This window comes from Actinomadura sp. 6K520, from assembly GCF_004349245.1.
GTDB lineage: Bacteria > Actinomycetota > Actinomycetes > Streptosporangiales > Streptosporangiaceae > Spirillospora.
Genome location: NZ_SMLC01000148.1, coordinates 1 through 18,388, shown reverse-complemented (window position 1 = coordinate 18,388; position 18,388 = coordinate 1). Strand labels below are relative to the sequence as shown.

The following is an 18,388-nucleotide window of genomic DNA, read 5'->3' as shown; positions in this document are numbered from 1 at the left end:
CCCGCCCCCGCAGCGCCCCCGGGGAACCGGGGCGGTCTCCCCCGCATCTGAACGGACGTAGCACCCGGATCGGCGCGCCGCCACCGAAAACGATCAGTAGCGGATTAGAGTCCCGCTGACTCCGGGCTGCGGGAGCGCGGGAAGGCGGGGGTAACGGCACATGATGGGCAAGACGCACGCCCTCAGCGGCGCGCTGGCATGGCTGGCCGCCGTCCCGGTGATCGCGCAGGAGCGGCTGCTCGGCGAGTACGCGGTGTCCCTGTCGCCGGAGCAGGTCGCGGCGGGCGCCGTGGTGTGCGCGGGCGCGGCGATCCTGCCCGACATCGACCACCACAACGGGCGGATCGCCAACACTTTCGGGCCCATCACCAACCACATGTGCAAGTGGGTCGGGAAGCTCTCGGGCGGGCACCGGCAGGCGACCCACTCGATCCTGTTCGCCGTCGCGATGGGCTTCGCGATGGACCTCCTCGCCACCCACTACGTCTACGCCTGGTGGGCCTGCCTGTTCATGATCGTCGGCCTGGGGCTGCGCGGGATCGGCCTCGACTTCGAGGGCAAGGAGCCGCAGTCGGCCCTGGCCGACTGCGCGCTCGCCCTCATCGCCGTCTGGCTCATGCACAAGATCGACATGAGCTTCGTGGGTTTCGCGGTCGCGCTCGGCTGCCTGGCGCACGTCGCGGGCGACTGCCTGACACCGCGCGGATGCCCCGTGCTGTGGCCGCTCCCGTGGCGGACCGTCATCCCCGTCATCCCGAGGACCGACGGGAAGGTGGAGCGCTGGGTGATCATGCCGGTCCTCACCCTCGGAATCGCCGTCCTCGCCATCCGCTCGGTCCTCGGCGACGTGACCGCCCACTGGCTCACCCGCGGCTGACGGTGCCGGGGACGCCGCCCGTCCCCGTGGGACGCTCGCTCAGTAGCGGGTGACCAGGGCGATGCGGCCGTGGTCGACGAGGAAGCCGTCCGAGACGAACGTGACCTCGCCGCCGTACTCCAGCGCCGTCTCGATGACGTCGTCCACGACGTCGTCGACGACGTCCGCGCCCTTCAGGACGCCGGGCATGCCGTCCATCGGGACGAGTTCGCCGCGCGTCCGCACCGCGGGCGCGTAGTAGCCGCGCTCGACCACCAGGTGCTCGCCGCGCCCCTCCTCGACCAGCCGCGTGACCTCGCAGAGCCCGCCCGCGTACCGCTGGATGCTGCGCGCGGCCTCCAGTTCGGACAGCACGCCGACCTCGCGGAGATCCTCGTAGGCGGCCAGGGCGGGGCGGGCGGCCTCGGCGAGCGTGCTGGGCGCGGCGCCCTCGAAGCTGCCGTCGACGCGTCCCGCGACCGTGGTGTGCGGGCCCGCCATCTCGTCGAACGCCGCCTGGCGGCGGGTGACGCCCGCGACGATGAGGGGACGGCGGTCCCGCGTGAGGACGCGGTCGACGGCGCTCGCGACGTCCCGGACGGTCTGCCGGTGGCGTTCGCCCTCGCCGCCCCCGTCGCCGCCGCGCGCGGGGCGCCGCGAGGCCCGCCCGGAGCCGGCCTCGTCGAGCGGCTCGGGGGCGAAGGGGAAACCGTCTCCGGTGTGCTCGGTCAGGTGGCCGTCGTGGCCGTCCCACAGCCGGTTCCGCTGGTCCGACAGGGACAGCAGCCAGTAGCGCGGGGTGCGCGTGTAGTCGGCGACGAGGTCGCGGGTGGCGAAGCCGGTGTCGACGACGACCCGCTCGTCCACCGGCTGGCCGATCGCGAACGTGTGGTGCTCCCCGTCGGGAGCGGCGAACAGGGCCAGCCCCTCCGCCGCGCGGCGCAGGTCGATCTCGCCCGCGGCGCGCTCCAGGCCGTGCATCACCTGGTCGGCGGCGTCCGGCGTCACCCGGACGTCGTCGCGCAGCCGGCGGCGCACCTCCGCGAGCAGGTTGCGCAGCCGGATCGGATCCTGCCGGTTCTCCGGGAGCGCCCGGTGCGTCGGCATCAGCACCGACACCGCCGGATAGGGCCGCGGCTTCCGCAGTTCGGACAGCGTCGTGGCGTCCATGATCCCCCGATCGTCAGCCAAGTTCGCTTATGCCTACTTTGTAGCTACTCGTAGGTAAACAATGCGTAAGGGGCGGCCCAGGGTCAGCCCGGGGTGATGAACGACGTCTCGTACGCCAGGATCACCGCCTGGGTGCGGTCGCGGGCCTGGAGCTTCGCCAGGATGTTCCCGACGTGGGTCTTCACCGTCTGCGGGCTGACGAACAGCTCCCCGGCGATCTCGGCGTTCGAGCGTCCCTTGGCCATCAGGCGCAGCACGTCCCCCTCCCGCTCGGTGAGCTGGTCGTGCCAGCGCGCGCCGCCCGCCCCGCCGCCGGACGCGCCGTGCCGCGCGGCCAGTTCCCGGATCGCCGCGGGGAACAGCAGGCTGTCGCCGTGCGCGACCATCCGGATCGCCCGCAGGATCTCCTCCGGCCTCGTCCGCTTCAGCAGGAAGCCGTTCGCGCCCGCCTTCAGCGCGTCGTACACGTACTCGTCGTTCTCGAACGTGGTGACGACGATGATCCGCGGCGGCTCCGCCATGGACTCCAGCAGGTGGCGGGTCGCCTGGATGCCGTCGAGGCGCGGCATCCGCACGTCCATCAGCACGACGTCGGGACGCAGCCGGTTCACCTGCCCCGGCACCTCCGCGCCGTCGGCCGCCTCGCCGACCACGGCCAGGTCCTCCTCGGCGTCGATGATGGCCGTGAGGCCCGCCCGGATCAGCCGCTCGTCGTCGACCAGCAGAACCTTGATCGTCATGTTCCGGACCTTAGCGGCAGCGAGACCCGGAAGCGCCACTGCGTCCCGTCCGGTCCGGCGCTCATCTCACCGCGCAGCACGGTCACGCGCTCGCGGACGCCGCCGAGGCCGCGCCCGCCGCCGTGGCCGGCGCCGGCGCCGTGCGGAGCGCCCAGGGGATTGCTCATCTCGATCTCCAGCCGTTCGTCCGCGACCCCGAGCCGGAGCCGCACCGGTACCTTCCCCGCGTGCCGCAGCGCGTTCGTCAGCCCCTCCTGGACGATCCGGTACGCCTCGCGCGACACCGCGGCCGGGACGCGCCCCACCTCCGGATCGATCTCCGCGTCGAGCCGCACGCCGGCGATCCTCGTCTGCTCCAGCAGCCGCCCGAGATCTTCCAGGGTGGCCTGCGGCGCCGGGCGGGACGGGTCCTCGCGCAGCAGCCCGAGCACATGGTCGAGGTCCTCCAGCGCCGCGCGGGCCGAGTCCTCGATCGCGCCGAGCGCCTCCCGCGCGAACGCCGGGTCGCTGTCGAGCACCCGGCCGGCCGCCCCGGCCTGCAGCGTCACCACGCTGAGCGCGTGGCCCACCGAGTCGTGCAGCTCCCTCGCCAGCCGGTTGCGCTCGGCCAGCTTGACGGCCCTGGCCTCCATCTCGGCGAGCCGCTCGGCGGCCGACGGGCCGAGCAACCGCGGCGCCAGCCGCGCCAGCAGCGTGCCCGTGCCCACGATCAGCGCGAGCAGCGCCGCCGTCGACGCGAGCCCGATCAGCGGTAGCGGCCACTGCGGCCAGCCGGCCCGCCACCCCCAGCTCTCCAGGAAGGTGGTGTCCCAGCTCACCCCCGGTGCGAGGACCGTCACGACCGCGAACGGCGGGACCGCCAGGCTCAGCCCGCTGACCACCACGCCGGCGGACAGGTGCAGCGTGAACCACGTCGCGGCCCGGACCCGGCTCTCCCACGACCCCGCCGACCCGGGCGTGAGGTCCGCCGCCGGGCCCCTGAGGAGTTCCCTGGCGAGGGACCCCTCCAGCAGCCGGACGGTCGGCACGAGCCCGGTCACGAACATCGCCGCCGTCGGCACGACGAGCAGCGACAGCACGAGGACGACGGCGAGGTTCTCGGTCGGCACCAGCGGGGTGACGCTGAGCGCGAAGAACCAGAACGGCATCAGCAGCGCGCCGCCCACGACGAGGTGGGCCCAGCGCCGCCAGGTCTTCCGCTCGATCAGCGGCCGCGCGAAACGCATCACACCCCGATCGTGGCAGACCGGGGCCGCCCGCCCCCTCCCCCGCGAGAGGGAGACCGCGGTCAGGTGCGTTTGCCCTGCTTCCCGGCCCCCGGCGCCCCCGCCTTCGGCTCGGCGGCCTGCCGCTCGGCGGCCCGGTCGCGCTCGGCGAGCTTGGCGAGGCGGGCGTTGTAGGCGGCCAGCTCGTCGTCCTCGGGACGGCCCCCGGGCTGCGCGGCGCGGTCGGCCTTGCGGTCCTCGCGCCGCGCCTGCCGCTGGTCGTCGGTGTACCACTGGAAGCCCAGGACGATCAGGACGATGAACGTCGGGATCTCACCGAAGGCCCACGCGATCGCGCCGCCGGTGTGCTGGTCGTGCAGGACCGTGGTGCCCCACGGCGGGTCGACGGCGGCGTACCAGCCGCGGGCGAGCGCCTGGCTCATGTTCATCAGCGCGATGCCGAAGAACGCGTGGAACGGCATCGTCACGAACAGCAGGAGCAGGCGCCCGGGATAGGGCAGCTTCCGCGGCGCCGGGTCGACGCCGAGCAGCACCCAGAAGAACAGCGCCCCGGCCGCCAGGAAGTGCACCATCATCGCGATGTGGCCGAGGTGGTTGCGCATCGCCGCCTCGAACAGCGGCGTGAAGTACAGCGCGAAGATGCTCACCACGAAGATGATCGTCGCCACCGCGGGATGCGCGATGACCGTGCTGTAGCGGCTGTGCAGGATCGCCGTCAGCCATTCGCGCGGGCCCCGGTCGCCGCGGATCCGGGCGGGCTTGAGGGCGCGCAGCGCCAGCGTCACCGGCGCGCCGACGACCAGGAAGATCGGCGCCAGCATGTTCAGCACCATGTGCTGCGCCATGTGGACGCTGAACAGGATCGGCGCGTACTTCGCGACGCCGGTCTGGGTGACGATCACGATGGCCAGCAGGCCGACGAACCAGGAGGCGGTGCGGCCCAGCGGCCAGCGGTCGCCCCGCCGGCGCAGCCGGACGACGGCGGCGAGGTAGAGGCCGCCGAGCACGAGGACCAGGACGGCGAAGAACAGGTCGAACTGCCACAGCGTCGCCAGCCGGACCGGGGTGACCTCCGGCGGCATGTCGTAGCCGAGGAGCGTCTTGACCGCGGACTCCGCGGCCTCCGGCGGGGGCGGCGCGGTGCGGGCCAGCGCGACGGCCAGGCCCATCGTGGCGGCCATGACCACCGCCTCCACGGTGGCGAACCGGGTGAACGCATGGGGCTTGCGGCCGGCGAGGGCGGGCAGCGTCCGGGTCCGGTGCCACCAGCCGAACCAGCCGAGCGCACCGAACGCGATGATCTTCCCGAGGGCCAGCCGGCCGTAGTTCGTCTCGACCAGCTCCACCGGGTCGGGCAGCCGGGCGATCACGTTCACCATGCCGCTGGCGCCGACGACGACGAAGCACCACAGCGCCATGCGGCTGAACCGCTCCGCCATCACCGGCAGCCGGTCGCGGCGGAGCATCGCGTGCACGGCGAGGACGGCGAGCCCGCCGACCCAGGGGGCGACGGCGGCGACGTGCAGGGCCACGCCCGTCGTCGCGACGGCGTGGTTGGCGGCCGAGGCCGAGTGCCCGGTGAGCGGCGCCGGGAGCAGCGCGATCCCGGCCATCGCCAGCAGCCCGAAGGCGGCGGCGGGCGTGGTGGTGGTGCGGGCCAGCAGCGCCACGACCACGGCCAGCAGCACCACCAGCATGAGGGCGGTGCCCTGCGGCAGCGAGCCGACGTAGCTGCTCAGCTCGCTGCCGGTGACGACCTGGTGGACCGGCTGGCCGAGGACGTCGGCGACGGTGAACACCAGGGTGGCCGCCGCCGCAGCGGCCCAGCCGGCGGCGAGCCAGGAGGCGGCGGTCACGTAGCCGACCGCGTCCGCGGACAGCCGGGCCGCCCCGCGCCCGCCCTCGATGGGCAGCAGCGCGGCGGCGGCCAGCAGGGCTCCGACGGTGAGGGCGGACAGCAGGTTCATCGCCGCCCGCGAGGCGGGCAGCCCCCACCGGGTGAGGGCGCCCGGGTCGCCGAGGCCGGGGATCACCTTCTCGGTGACCGAGCCGCCGAGGACCAGGCCGGCCACCAGGACGGCGGCGGCCGCGGCCGTCGCGGCCACGGCGGCCCGCCAGACGCCCGGGGTGCCCCTATTCACTTCCGGTGGCCGCCTGGTGCTTGCGCTTGGCCCGGAACACGATCCCGAGGCCGATGCCGACGCCGGCCAGCAGGCCGACGATGATCAGCACCCACAGCACCGCGCCGGAACCGGACTTCTCCTCCGCCGCGGCCTGCTCCTGGTCGATCTTGAGCGGCTGCTCGTCGGCGGTGGCGGCGGGGCCCGTCTGCTCCTCGGCGCCGACACCGCCCGCGGACGGCAGGGGCGCGGCGTCGCCGGCCGCGGTGAACGTCAGGTCGTCGTGCTCGATGGGGTGCCCGTCCTGGCCGACGACCCGGTAGGCGACCGTGTAGGTGCCGGCGGGCAGCGCGCCCGAGAGCTTCTGCGTGACCGTCGTCCCCGAGCGCTCGGCCTCACCCGACTGGAACGTCTTGCCCGCCCCGTCCCTGACGATGACCTTCGCGATGTTGATCTTCTCGTTGAAGACCAGTGTCACCTCGGTCACCGATTCCGCCGAGGCGCCCTTGGCGGGCGTGCTCTCCGTCAGCCGGGGGTGCGCCAGCGCGGGGGGTGCCATGACGACGGTGAGCAGGGCGGCGGCGAGCGCGGCGATGCCGAGACCGCGCGCGGGCCGGCGAAGCTTGAAGATGTTCATGGATGGCCGGGTTCTCTAGTGGGACTAAGGGGTTCCCCTACCCTACTGAGCCCGTGGTAGTGGCACAGCCCGGGTTCCAGGCCGCTTCCGCCTCGCCCGCCTCAGACCCCCACGCACGTCAGTGCGCGGCGGTACGCCGCCATCCGGGGCTCGTCGGCGGTGCCCGTCTCGGCCAGGACCTCGGCGAGGTCGAACCACGCCTGCGCGGCCTCCCGGGAGGACTCCATGTCCTCCAGGCAGGTGGCGGCGCGGGTCAGCACCTCGACGGCCCGGTCGCGGCGGCCGAGCCGCACCGCCGCCTCGCCGAGCACCGTCAGCGCCCCGGCGGTGGCGCGGCGCGGCGCGTCCCCGAGCAGCTCCAGGGCCTCCTCGGCGAGCCGCGCCCCCTCGGCGGGCCGGCCGAGCACCGTCTCGGCGCGGGCCAGCTCGGTCAGGCACCAGGCGACGTCGATCTCCCCGGACGCGCTGGCGTTGATCTCGCCGCGGACCCGGGCGAGCAGCTCGCGGGCACGGGCGGCCTCGGCGGGCCGGGCGCGCAGCAGCAGCGTGGCGTAGCGGACGCGGAGCCGGCCGAGGTTGCGGGGGTCCTCGCCGTCGCCGGCCAGCATCAGCGCGCGCTCGGCGAGGGCGACGCCGTCCTCGTACTCGCCGCGGATCTCCGCGACGTACGCGGCCTCCCAGTAGGCGATCATCCGGGCGCGGGGGCTGCCGATCCGCTCGGCCCGCTCGATGAGCTGGGCGGCGAGCTGGCTGGCCCGGACGAGGTCGCCCCGCTCGATGAACGCGGTGAGCAGCGCCGCGCCGAGGTGCACGGCGGCGTCGGTGGAGTCGGCGCCGGCCGCGATGAGGTGCCGCAGCGCGTTCTCGGCGGCCTGCACGCCCGCGCTGATGTCGCCGCGCTCGCGCAGGCAGCGGCTGAGCGCGACGTGCACCTTCGCCCAGTGGTCGAGGTCGGTCTCGGCGGACGCCTGCTCGGTCAGCTCCCGCAGCCCGGCGATCGCCTCCTCCAGCTCCCCGGCGGCCTCCAGCGCGAGGGCGTGGCCCCACCGCGCCTGGTGCAGCATGTCCGGCAGCGCCACCGCGTCGGCGCTGGCGAGCACCTCGGCGAACCGGGCCCGCGCCTCGGCCGCCGCGCCGTTGCTCAGCGCGATCTCGGCATAGTCGAGGGTGACGCGCAGCTCGTCCACGACGTCCTCGCTGACGCCGCTGACCAGGTACGTCGCCGAGCAGTTCAGCTTCGCCGCGAGCAGCTCGACCACGCTCGGCGCGGGCACCCGCTTGTCGCTCTCGATCAGCGAGATGTAGCTGTCGGACAGCTCGGGGAAGGCGAGCTGCGCCTGACTCACGCCCTGCCGGATCCGCAGGGCGCGGATGCGCTGCCCCAGTGTCTCCCGATCCATCGTGTGACCACCGCCTACAGAGTGCCGCCAGGTGAAGGGTGTCCCGCTAACTGGTGCTCGCCGGCTGCGTCGCGCGCAGGGCGAGGAAGAAGTCGACCCGGTCCTCAAGTGTGCCGAGGTCCCGGCCGGTCAGGTCCTCGATTCGCCGGATTCGGTACCGAAGCGTGTTCACGTGGACGTGCAGCCGCGTCGCGGTGCGGCTCCAGGACCCCGAGCACGCGAGGAAGACCTCCAGCGTGTGCACGAGCTCGGCCTGCCGGCTGCTGTCGTACTCCTCCAGCGGGCCGAGGATCCGGGCGCGGAAGGACGAGCGCGTGCCCTCCGGGACCGACGCCAGCAGCCGCGCATAGGAGTCGAGGCCGTCCATCCGGGCCGAGTCTCGCATTCGCACCCGGGCAGGCTATAGCGGACCCGTCGCCGCCGTCACGCTGCGGAAGGCGGGAATCACGTCCGGACACCGTCCGCCCCGGCGGGAGCCGGTGCGGGAGGCCCCACCCCGGACGGCTACCCTGTGCACGCCGTTTCCGAGACCATGCTGCTGAAAGCGGAGCGCCCGTCATGTCCGACACCAACGCCGCAAAGACCGACGCTTCACCGCCGGCGGGCGGCCGCGGGCCGCTGGAGCGGCTGTTCGAACTCACCGCGCGCGGGACGACCGTGCCGCGCGAGCTGCGCGGCGGAGTCACCACGTTCTTCGCGATGGCCTACATCATCCTGCTGAACCCGATCATCCTCGGCGGGGCGAAGGACATCACCGGGGCGACGCTGTCGATACCGCAGCTCACCACGATGACCGCGCTGTCGGCGGCGATCGCCACGGTCCTCATGGGCCTGGTCGGCAACGTTCCGTTCGCGCTCGCCGCGGGCCTCGGCATCAACGCGCTGGTGGCGTTCCAGGCGGCGCCGGTGATGACGTGGCCGCAGGCGATGGGCCTGGTGGTGATCGAGGGCGCGGTCATCGTGGTGCTGGCGCTCACCGGAATCCGCCAGCGGATCATGAACTCGATACCGCTGGCGCTCAAGCACGCGATCGCGGTCGGGATCGGCCTGTTCCTCGCGCTGGTCGGCCTGTACGACGCGGGCTTCGTCACGTCCAGCGCCACGAGCCCGCCGCTGACGCTCGGCACGGGCGGGCGGCTGGACACCTGGCCGACGCTGGTGTTCGGGCTCACCCTGCTCCTGATGATCGTGCTGTACGTGCGGCGGGTGCCCGGGGCCATCCTGATCAGCATCATCGCCGGGGCGATCGGCGCCGTGCTCATCGAGGCGAACGCGGACATCAAGGAGGGCGGCTGGGGCGTGGTGACCCCGAGCGTCCCGGAGAGCCTGTTCGCCATGCCCGACTTCGGACTCTTCGGACAGTTCGACCTGTTCGGCGGCTTCGCCCGGGCGGGGGTCATCACGGCGCTGGTCGTGCTGTTCACGCTGGTCCTGTCGGGGTTCTTCGACGCGATGGGCACGATCCTCGGCGTCAGCGACGAGGCCGGCCTGCTGGACGAGAAGGGCCAGGTGCCGAAGCTCGGCCGGATCCTGTCCGTGGACGGGCTGTCGGCCGCGTTCGGCGGTGTGACCAGCTCGTCCGCCAACACGGTGTTCGTGGAGTCGGCGGCCGGCGTCGGCGAGGGCGCCCGGACGGGCCTGGCCAACATCGCCACCGGCGCGCTGTTCGCCGTGACGCTGTTCCTCACCCCGCTCGCCGCGACCGTGCCCGCGCAGGCCGCCGCGCCCGCGCTCGTCCTCGTCGGCGCGCTGATGATGACGCAGGTCGCCAAGGTGGACTGGAAGGACCTCGACATCGTCATCCCGGCGTTCCTGACCATCGTGCTGATGCCGTTCACGTTCTCGATCACGATCGGGATCGGCGCCGGCATGGTGAGCTACGCGTTCATCAAGCTGGCGCGCGGCAGGGTCCGCGAGGTGTCGATCTGGCTGTGGCCCGTGGTCGCGCTGTTCCTGGTCTTCTTCCTCATCAATCCCATCGAGCAGTGGCTGGGTGTGCGCTAGCCGACACGGCGCGTCCATCATCGGCCGTGTCACGCCCGGCTCTCACCTCATTTGAAACCTTCTGACACGCTCGCGGGTGTCAAATAGTGCCGTCATGGCGTAAGCAGAAGGTAGAGCCTTACCTCCGGCGTGAAAGGCGTGGCTGTGGTGTCCGCGGACTCTCCCTCCCACCCGTCGCCGCCGGGTCACGTCCTGCTGGCGCCTGACAGATTCCCGGGGGCGCTGACCGCGGCGCAGGCGGCACGGCACCTCGCGGCCGGGCTGCGGCGCGCCCGGCCCGGCGTCCCGCTGGTGGAGCTGCCGGTGGCGGACGGTGGCGAGGGCACCGTCGAGGCCGCGGTCGCGGCCGGGTGGCGCCGGGTCGAGGCCGAGGTGTGCGGGCCGACGGGACGGCCCATCACCGCGCGGCTCGCGATGAACGGCCGCAGCGCCGTGGTGGAGCTCGCGGAGGCGTCCGGCGTACGGCGGCTGCCCGGCGGCAAGCCGCGCCCGCTGCACGCGTCCAGCATCGGAACGGGCCAGCTCCTCGCGCACGCGGTGCGGCTCGGCGCCCGCCGGATCGTGCTCGGCCTCGGCGGCGGCGCCTGCACCGACGGCGGCGCGGGCCTGGTGCAGGGGCTCGGCGGGCGGCTGCTCGACGCGCTCGGCAAGGACCTGCCGCCCGGCGGGGCGGCGCTCCGCTCCCTGCACGCCCTCGACCTGCGCGGCCTGCCCGACATGTCGGGCATCGAGGTGGTGCTCGCGGCGGACTCCGCGGGGCCGCTGCTCGGCCGGACCGGCGCCGCCGCCGTGGACGGGCCGCGGCGCGGCGCGACCCGCGACGAGGTCCGGCTGCTGGACGCCGGGCTGCGCCGCTGGGCCGACCTGGCGGAGGCGGCGTCCCGCACCGCGGCCCGCGACCTGCCGGGCGCCGGGACCGCGGGCGGCGTCGGGTTCGCCGCGCTCGCCTTCCTCGGCGCGACGATCGAGCCGGGCACCTCGCTCATGCTCGACCTGCTGGGTTTCGCGGAGAAGGCGCGGGGCGCACGCCTGGTCGTGACCGGCGAGGGCTCGCTCGACACCCGCTCGCTGCGCGGCACGGCGCCGATCGGCGTCGCCCGCGCCGCCGCCCGCGCGGGCGCGCCCGTCGTCGCGGTCGCCGGCCGGCGCGGCCTCACCGGCGAGCAGCTCCGCAAGGCGCGTATCCAGGGCGCCTACGCGCTGGCCGACATCGAACCCGACCCCGAGCGGCGCGCCCGGCGGGCGGGTCCGCTGCTGGAGCAGCTGACGGTCGCGATCGCCGACGAGTGGCTCCGCCCCGCCGGCCCCTGATTCGGATCGCTCCAACGAACATTCGCGACTTTCGTGACGAAGAAGAGGGCAGGCGTTTACGATCTGCGAAGGGGCGGCGGACCCTGGGAACTCAAGAGCGGCAAGAGGCGGATACGGCATGTCCGAAGAGCAGTACGACTGGGCTGCACTGGGGATCGACACCACCAAGCCGAGCATCGCTCGGACCTATGACGTGGTGCTGCGGGGCAAGGACAACTTCGAGGTCGACCGCGCCTTCGTGGCCGAGATCGTCAAGATCATCCCGGAGATCTACGATGTCGCCACCTACAACCGCGAGGTCCTCGGCCGCGGCGTGCGGTACCTGGCCGGTGCGGCGGGCCTGCGCCAGTTCCTCGACATCGGCTCCGGCCTCCCGACCGTGCAGAACACCCACCAGGTCGCGCAGGCCACGGCGCCCGGCGCGCGGGTCGTGTACATCGACAACGACCCGATCGTCCTCGCGCACGGGCGGGCCCTGCTCGCCGAGAACGCGAGCACCACCGTCGTCACCGCCGACATCCGCGAGCCGGAGAAGATCCTCGCGCACGAGGACGTGCGCCGGCTCATCGACTTCGACCAGCCCGTGGCAGTGCTGCTGGTCGGCATCCTGCACCACCTGCACGACGACGAGGGCCCGCAGCGGATCGTGGAGACGCTGATGGACGCCGTGCCGTCCGGCAGCCACCTCTTCGTCACGGCCTTCTGCGCGTCCAGCCAGGAGGCGATCGACGCCGAGGTGCAGTACCAGGGGCTGCTCGGCACGGGACGGTTCCGCACGCCGGAGGAGATCACCCGCTACTTCGACGGCCTGGAACTCCTCGAACCCGGCCTCGTCCCGCTGCCGCTGTGGCGGCCCGACGAGGCCGTCCCGGACGAGCTGACCGTCGGCCAGCGCCTCATGTACGGGGGCATCGCCCGCAAGCCCTGACGCACGGCCGCGTCACCGGGGCCCGCTCGCTCGCCCCCATCCGCTCACCGGGGTCTTTGAGTGACCCCGCGGGCACCGCGAGCACGTAAGGTACCGATTTGGGGGATGTCCCCCAGGGGTACCCGGGCGTGCGCCCTCGGAAGGATTGTGAGGACGGAGATGGCGACCAGCGAGACCCCCACCCGCGGATACACCGCCACCAAGGACCAGTTGCAGACCCGGCTGGCCCGGATCGAGGGCCAGGTGCGCGGCATCGACCGGATGGTCGAGGAGGACCGCTACTGCATCGACATCCTCACGCAGATCAGCGCCGTCCAGGCCGCGCTCGACAAGGTCGCGCTCGGCCTGCTCGACGGGCATGTGCGGCACTGCGTGGCCGAGGGTGCCGAGGAGGGCAAGGGGGACGCGATGTCCACCGAGCTGATGGCGGCCGTGGGCCGGCTGATGCGCCGCGGCTGACCGGCCGCCGGCCGGCGGTCAGGAGGCGATGGACCAGGTGGCCAGGTCCGCCTCGTGCAGGCGCGTGAGCTCCCTGGCCCGCTGGGCGTCCGGGGAGTAGCGGAACCGCTCGGGGACGACCTGCGACGTCCGGTACAGGCCCTTGAGCGTCAGCGTGGCGGCCAGGTCGGACGTGGGGAGCCCGGGCAGCCCGTACATGCGGCGGGCCCAGCGCGGCAGCGTCGCGACGACCAGCGTCCCGAGGGCGGGCGCGGCGAGCTTCAGCGGCAGCAGATGCCGCGGCACGGCCGGGTTGAACATGCGGCGCAGCCCGTCGCGGGCCTCCCGGCACGCCCAGATCCGCCGCCGCATCTCCGCGTAGTACTCCTTCATCTCCGCGACGGACGCGGGCACGTCCGCGGGGTCGAGGCCGACGACGGCGGCGGCGCGGCGCTGCTCGTCGACGAAGGCGTCGGCGTCCGCGGCGGTCAGCGGCACCCCGGCGCGGCGTGCCACGTCCAGGTAGGAGTCGACCTCGCCCAGGTGGACCCAGAGCAGGTTCTCCGGGTCGTCGATCGGGAACGTCTCGCCGGTGCGCATGTCGAGGCCGGTCAGCTTGGAGTGCAGCTTGCGGACCCTGCGGCCCACCCGCTCGACCTCCGCCTCCGTCCCGTAGGTGCGGACGCGGACGAACTCGACCGTCCGGCCGAGCCGCGCCCAGGCGGCGGACGGGTCCATGAGCTCGGAGTTCTGCGCGGTGCCCCACATCGACCGCGGATGCAGGCCCTGCAGCAGCAGCGCCCTGATCCCGCCGACGATCAGGACGGGCTCGCCCATGACCCGCCAGGTCACCGAGCCGGGCCCGAACAGCCCGTGGTCCACGCGCTCCTGCCGGTGGGGAGGGGAGCCCAGCTCGTCGTGCACGTCTACCGCCTTCCGTCGCCGCGACCGGGGGGACACCCGGCGGGGTACTGGAAACTTACCCCGACTTGACGGACATCACACGACCGGAGCCCCCGCGGAGGGCCACGTAGGGGCTGGTCAGCGCGTTCGTCAGCCGCTCCCGTCGGCGGTTCCCGTCAGTCGCTCCCGTCCCCGATGGCGTCGTCGCGCTCGCCGGGCTCGGTCTGCTCGGTGACCCAGGCCAGGTAGTCCATGCTGCCCGCCACCACCGGCGTGGCGATGATCTCCGGGGTGTCGTAGGAGTGCACCTCGGTGATCAGGGTCGCCAGCTCCTCGAACTTGTCGGCGGAGGTCTTGAACAGCACCATCCACTCCTCCGCCGACTCGATCTCGCCCTCCCACCAGTAGGTGCTGGCGATCGGGCCGACGAGCTGGGCGCAGGCCGCGAGCCGCTCGGCGACCGCGGACCTGGCCAGCTCGGCCGCCTCGGAGCGGGCGTCGGTCGTGGTCGTCACCTGCACGTATGAGTGGGCCATGGCACGACTCCTTCCCTCTCGCCGGACACTCCTACCGCCCGGCCGGCCGGACGACCATCGCGCTGCCGCCGCCCCGCCGCGTCGGCTCCGCCACCGCCTGGACGAGCCCCGGCCGCAGGATCTCCAGTGCCGTGGCGGCGCCGATCACGCCCGCGGGCGGGCCCGGGAAGACCGCCAGGCGGTGTCCGCGCGCCGCCAGGTCCGGGCCGTACCGGTCGATGAACGCCTGCTCGGCGAAGACCTGCGGGGTGTTGCGCTGCGTCGCGCGCGGCGCGCCGAGCGCGGCGGGCAGGTCCATGCCGAGGTCGATGCGGTTCAGCAGGATCTGCAGGACGGTCGTGATGATCGTCGATCCGCCGGGGGTGCCGAGGGCCAGCCTGGGGCGGCCGTCCTCGAGGACGAGCGTCGGGGACATGCTGCTGCGCGGCCGCTTGTGCGGTCCCGGCAGGTTCGGGTCGGGCGCCTGCCCGGGAGCGGGCGGCCCGAAGGAGAAGTCGGTCAGCTGGTTGTTGAGCAGGAACCCGCGCCCGCGGACGGTGATGCCGCTGCCGCCGAACTGCTCGATGGACAGCGTGTAGGAGGCGACGTTGCCCCACTTGTCCGCGACGACGAGGTGGGTGGTCTGCGGGCCCTCGAAGGCGAGCGGCCGGGTCGCGGTGCCCGCCGGGGCGCACGGGCGGTAGTCGCCGTCGGGCGATCCGGCGGCGACGGGCGCCTCGGCGGCGCGGTCCGGGTCGATCAGGCAGGCGCGCTCGCGGGCGTACCCGCGCGACAGCAGCTCGGCCACGGGCACGTCGACCTTGTCGGCGTCGCCCAGGTACCGGCCGCGGTCGGCGTAGGCGAGCTTGGACGCCTCCAGGTAGTGGTGCAGGGCCTTCGCGGGGTCGTCCGGGCCGAGGCGGAAGCCGCCCATGATGTTGAGCGCCTCGCCGACCGTCGTGCCGCCCGACGACGAGGGCGGCATGCCGTACACGTCCATGCCCCGGTAGCTGACGTGGGTGGGCCTGCGCAACAGGGCGCGGTAGGCGTCCAGGTCGCGGGGGCTCATCAGGCCGGGGCGGACGTCGCGGGTCGCGGCCGGGTCGACCGGCGGGTCGGTGACCGTCCGCACGATCTCCCTGCCCAGCCGTCCCTCGTAGAACCAGTCCGTCCCGCGCCTGGCCAGTTCCCGGTAGGTGCCGGCCAGGTCGGGGTTGCGGAAGACCGTGCCGACGGCGGGGACGCGCCCGTCCGGCAGGAACAGCTCGCGGGTCGGGACGATGTCGCGGAAACGGTCCGCGTTCAGCGCCGTCTGGTCGTGGAACTCCTGGTCCACGACGAAGCCCCGCTCGGCGACGGTGATGGCCGGGCGGAGCAGGCGGCCGAGGTCGCGGCTGCCGAAGCGGCGCAGGGCGAGGTCCCACTGGGCGAGGGTGCCGGGCACGCCGACGCCGAGCCCGCTCGTGACGGCCTGGTCGAACGGGAGCGGCTCGCCGGTGACCGGGTCGAGGAAGGCGTCCTCCCCCATCCGCTTCGGCGCGATCTCGCGGCCGTCCAGGGCGTGGACGCGGCGCGTCCGGGCGTCGTAGTAGGTGATGTAGCCCCCGCCGCCGATCGCCGCCACGTACGGCTCGGTGACGCCGAGGGTGGCGCCGGCGGCGACGGCCGCGTCCATCGCGTTGCCGCCGCGCTTGAGCACGTCCAGCGCGGTGCGGGTGGCGTACGGGTCGGCCGTGGACACCGCGCCGCCGTGGCCCGTCGCGACCGGCTGCCTGCCCGGCGGCCGCGGCCGGGGCTCCGCGGCGGCGCCCGTCGTCGGGACGGTCAGCGACGCGGCGGTGGCGAGCGCGGCAAGGGCGGCGGCCCAGCGGGCGGCGCGCGACGGCGCGACGCGCTTCGAGCGCGGCGGTGCCTTCGAGGACGACGGGGAGCGGAACACCGGACCTCCAGATGAACGCGGCGGTCCCACGTTGTCATCGATCTTCGTCCGGCGCCAGCATGAAAGATCGTAAAGCGCTTTCTCCCTTAAAATACAGGGGCATTCGGACGGGAACGATCCATTGAAACCGATTCGGTGTGCGCCGCGTGAGTGGGGGGCTGCGGCACGTCGCCGTGGGCTGCTACCAGCCGGTTTGTCACTGTACGACAACAGATAGACCGCACCAATCCCCCGCAAAACGTTGCGATTATGGTCGTACCTGGTGAATTCTTAGGGACTTCAGCAAACCACCATCTCGCGATCAGCGGCGCGGGTTCAGCGCCCCCGGGCCCCCGGCCCAGGGGGGAACCTATGACCTGGGATATGCGCATGCGCAACAACATGTTCCGGCGGCTGCCGGTGGAACGCGCGACAGGACGGCTCTACGGCGGCCGGCACCGGCTGCGCGTCGTCTACCGGACCCGCGATCTCGTCGTGCTCGGCCTCGGCGTCATGATCGGCTCCGGCATCTTCAAGATCGCCGGTGAGCAGGCCGCCGCGACCGCGGGCCCCGGCGTGCTCATCTCGTTCCTCATCGCCGGCGGCGTGTGCCTGCTGGTCGCGCTCGCCTTCGCCGAGCTGTCGTCGATCATCCCGGTGGCGGGCAGCTCCTACTCCTTCTCCTACGTCGCGTTCGGCGAGGTGTGGGCGTGGGTCGTCGGCTGGGCTCTGATCATGGAGCTGCTGCTGGCCGCGTCGGTCCTGGCGCGGGTCTGGTCGCTGTACGCGACGCAGGCGCTGAACGACTTCAGCGTGCCGATCCCCGGGTGGCTGGGCGACCTCATCGGGCAGCAGAAGGGACCCGACCTGTTCGCCCTGCTCATCCTGCTGCTGGTCGTGCTGATGCTCGCCACCGGCAGCCGGCTGAGCCTGAAGACCCTGTGGTACATGGTGATGGCCAAGGTCATCGTGATCGGGCTCGTCATCGCCACCGGGCTGAAGTTCTTCGCCCCCGGCAACCTCACCCCGTTCGTGCCGCCCGCCCGCCCGGCGCCGGAGGGCGACCAGACGGTCCTGGACGCGCTGCTCGGCGCGCTCGGCGGCGGGACCCCGCACGTGTTCGGGATCTGGGGGATCTTCGCGGCGGCGCCCGCCATCGCGTTCGCCTACATCGGGTTCGACCTCATCGCGACCGCATCCGAGGAGACCGAGGACGCGCCCCGCAAGGTGCCGCGCGGCATCATCACGGCCCTGCTCGCCGCCGTCGTGCTGTACGCGGCCGTGGCGTTCGCGCTGGTCGGCATGGTCGGGACGAACGGCTTCGCCGCGCTCGACCCGGACAAGCTGCTGATCGCCGCGGCGTTCGACTCGGTCGGCGCGGGCGCGATGGGCAAGCTCGTCGACGTGGGCGTCGTGCTCGCCCTGACGACCGTCATCCTGGTGATCCTGATCAGCCTGACCCGGGTGATCTTCTCGATGTCCCGCGACGGGCTGCTGCCGCGGCCGCTGGCGTCCATGAGCCGCTACAAGGTGCCGTCCCGCGCCACGATGCTGGCGGGCGGCGCGGCCGTGGTGATGTCGCAGACGTTCGACGTGCTCACGCTGGAGCAGCTCGTGGTCATGGGGGCGCTGTTCGCGTTCCTGTTCGTGCCCGCCTCCGTGCTGGCGCTGCGCCGCTCCCAGCCCGACCTGCACCGCCCGTTCCGCGTGCCGGCGGCGCCGCTCACCGCCGTGGTGACGATCCTCGCGGTCGGCTGGCTGATGGTGAACCTGAAGGTCCAGACGTGGGCCTACTTCGGCATCTGGATGGTCGCCGGACTGCTGCTCTACACGGTCTACGGGCGCCGCAAGAGCCAGATGAAGCTGCTGCTGGACGAGCCGCCGCCCGAACGCCCGGTCGCCGCCCGGCTGTCCGCGCCTCCGCCCGGCGGCGCCCCCCTCGCGGGCCCGCCGCCGGCCGGCGCCGCCGGGCTTGCCCCGTACCCGCCCGGCGCGCGGCCGACCGGCGAGTACCCCGGCCGGCACAGCACGGGCCAGCACAGCACGGGCCGGTACGAGACGGGCCCGTACGAGACGGGGTGGCCCGGCGAGACGCGCCCCGGGCCGGCCAACCCGGAGAGCCCCTACCCGACGGGCCGGTTCTCGGCGGGACGGCAGCCCAGCGGCCAGTTCGCCCCGCCGCCGGAGCCCCCCGGCGACCCCTACTCGCCCGATCCCTACGC

15 protein-coding genes and 1 pseudogene are annotated in these 18,388 nt (G+C 73.4%); 6 read left to right on the top strand and 10 right to left on the bottom strand.

The genetic code is table 11. The features are described from left to right. The first annotated feature begins 160 nt into the window (after window positions 1-160). Window positions 161-877 carry a metal-dependent hydrolase gene (locus E1289_RS28915; protein ID WP_207929217.1) on the top strand — a complete coding sequence of 239 codons (717 nt, stop codon included), beginning with the start codon at window positions 161-163 and terminating at the stop codon, window positions 875-877. A 39-nt stretch (window positions 878-916) separates the two neighbouring features. On the opposite strand, the gene E1289_RS28910 is transcribed toward E1289_RS28915, so the two are convergent. The 7 genes and pseudogenes from E1289_RS28910 to E1289_RS28880 all read right to left on the bottom strand — a co-directional run. Continuing rightward, window positions 917-2,026: a hypothetical protein gene (locus E1289_RS28910; protein WP_131985741.1), complete on the bottom strand. Its 1,110-nt coding sequence runs from the start codon at window positions 2,024-2,026 to the stop codon at window positions 917-919. A gap of 83 nt (window positions 2,027-2,109) precedes the next feature. Further along, complete coding sequence (locus tag E1289_RS28905; RefSeq protein WP_131985739.1) at window positions 2,110-2,766, bottom strand: response regulator transcription factor; 657 nt, start codon at window positions 2,764-2,766, stop codon at window positions 2,110-2,112. Beyond that, entirely contained in the window at window positions 2,763-3,992 is a 1,230-nt protein-coding gene (locus E1289_RS28900; RefSeq protein WP_131985753.1) for a histidine kinase, read from the bottom strand. The genes E1289_RS28905 and E1289_RS28900 overlap by 4 nt, the downstream gene beginning before the upstream one ends. A 62-nt stretch (window positions 3,993-4,054) precedes the next feature. Next, window positions 4,055-6,133, bottom strand: coding sequence for a cytochrome c oxidase assembly protein (locus E1289_RS28895; RefSeq protein ID WP_131985737.1), 2,079 nt, complete (start codon window positions 6,131-6,133; stop codon window positions 4,055-4,057). After that, window positions 6,126-6,749 carry a copper resistance protein CopC gene (locus E1289_RS28890; protein ID WP_131985735.1) on the bottom strand — a complete coding sequence of 208 codons (624 nt, stop codon included), beginning with the start codon at window positions 6,747-6,749 and terminating at the stop codon, window positions 6,126-6,128. The genes E1289_RS28895 and E1289_RS28890 overlap by 8 nt, the downstream gene beginning before the upstream one ends. Window positions 6,750-6,850: 101 nt before the next feature. Next, on the bottom strand, window positions 6,851-8,149 hold the full coding sequence (locus E1289_RS28885; RefSeq protein ID WP_131985733.1) for a helix-turn-helix domain-containing protein: 1,299 nt from the start codon (window positions 8,147-8,149) through the stop codon (window positions 6,851-6,853). 46 nt (window positions 8,150-8,195) lie between these two features. Then, a pseudogene (locus E1289_RS28880) lies at window positions 8,196-8,507 on the bottom strand (helix-turn-helix domain-containing protein); the annotation flags it as partial. 200 nt (window positions 8,508-8,707) lie between these two features. Between E1289_RS28880 and E1289_RS28875 the strand changes: the two are divergent. The 4 genes from E1289_RS28875 (at window position 8,708) to E1289_RS28860 (ending at window position 12,851) form a co-directional block, all read left to right on the top strand. Continuing rightward, window positions 8,708-10,153: an NCS2 family permease gene (locus E1289_RS28875; RefSeq protein WP_131985731.1), complete on the top strand. Its 1,446-nt coding sequence runs from the start codon at window positions 8,708-8,710 to the stop codon at window positions 10,151-10,153. A gap of 147 nt (window positions 10,154-10,300) precedes the next feature. Further along, window positions 10,301-11,464, top strand: coding sequence for a glycerate kinase (locus E1289_RS28870; RefSeq protein WP_243713219.1), 1,164 nt, complete (start codon window positions 10,301-10,303; stop codon window positions 11,462-11,464). Between the two features lie 118 nt (window positions 11,465-11,582). Further along, entirely contained in the window at window positions 11,583-12,392 is an 810-nt protein-coding gene (locus E1289_RS28865) for an SAM-dependent methyltransferase (protein ID WP_131985729.1), read from the top strand. A gap of 159 nt (window positions 12,393-12,551) precedes the next feature. Then, window positions 12,552-12,851 carry a metal-sensitive transcriptional regulator gene (locus tag E1289_RS28860; RefSeq protein ID WP_117399389.1) on the top strand — a complete coding sequence of 100 codons (300 nt, stop codon included), beginning with the start codon at window positions 12,552-12,554 and terminating at the stop codon, window positions 12,849-12,851. Between the two features lie 18 nt (window positions 12,852-12,869). Here the strand turns inward: E1289_RS28860 and E1289_RS28855 are convergent, their stop codons facing one another. The 3 genes from E1289_RS28855 to ggt form a co-directional block, all read right to left on the bottom strand. Further along, complete coding sequence (locus E1289_RS28855) at window positions 12,870-13,754, bottom strand: oxygenase MpaB family protein (RefSeq protein WP_243713218.1); 885 nt, start codon at window positions 13,752-13,754, stop codon at window positions 12,870-12,872. 155 nt (window positions 13,755-13,909) lie between these two features. Then, complete coding sequence (cutA, locus tag E1289_RS28850) at window positions 13,910-14,269, bottom strand: divalent-cation tolerance protein CutA (RefSeq protein WP_131985727.1); 360 nt, start codon at window positions 14,267-14,269, stop codon at window positions 13,910-13,912. Between the two features lie 31 nt (window positions 14,270-14,300). After that, window positions 14,301-16,187 carry a gamma-glutamyltransferase gene (gene ggt / locus E1289_RS28845; RefSeq protein WP_347813599.1) on the bottom strand — a complete coding sequence of 629 codons (1,887 nt, stop codon included), beginning with the start codon at window positions 16,185-16,187 and terminating at the stop codon, window positions 14,301-14,303. A 351-nt stretch (window positions 16,188-16,538) separates the two neighbouring features. Here ggt and E1289_RS28840 point away from each other — a divergent pair. Next, on the top strand, window positions 16,539-18,388 hold a 1,850-nt coding region (locus E1289_RS28840), incomplete at its 3' end, for an amino acid permease (RefSeq protein WP_243713217.1).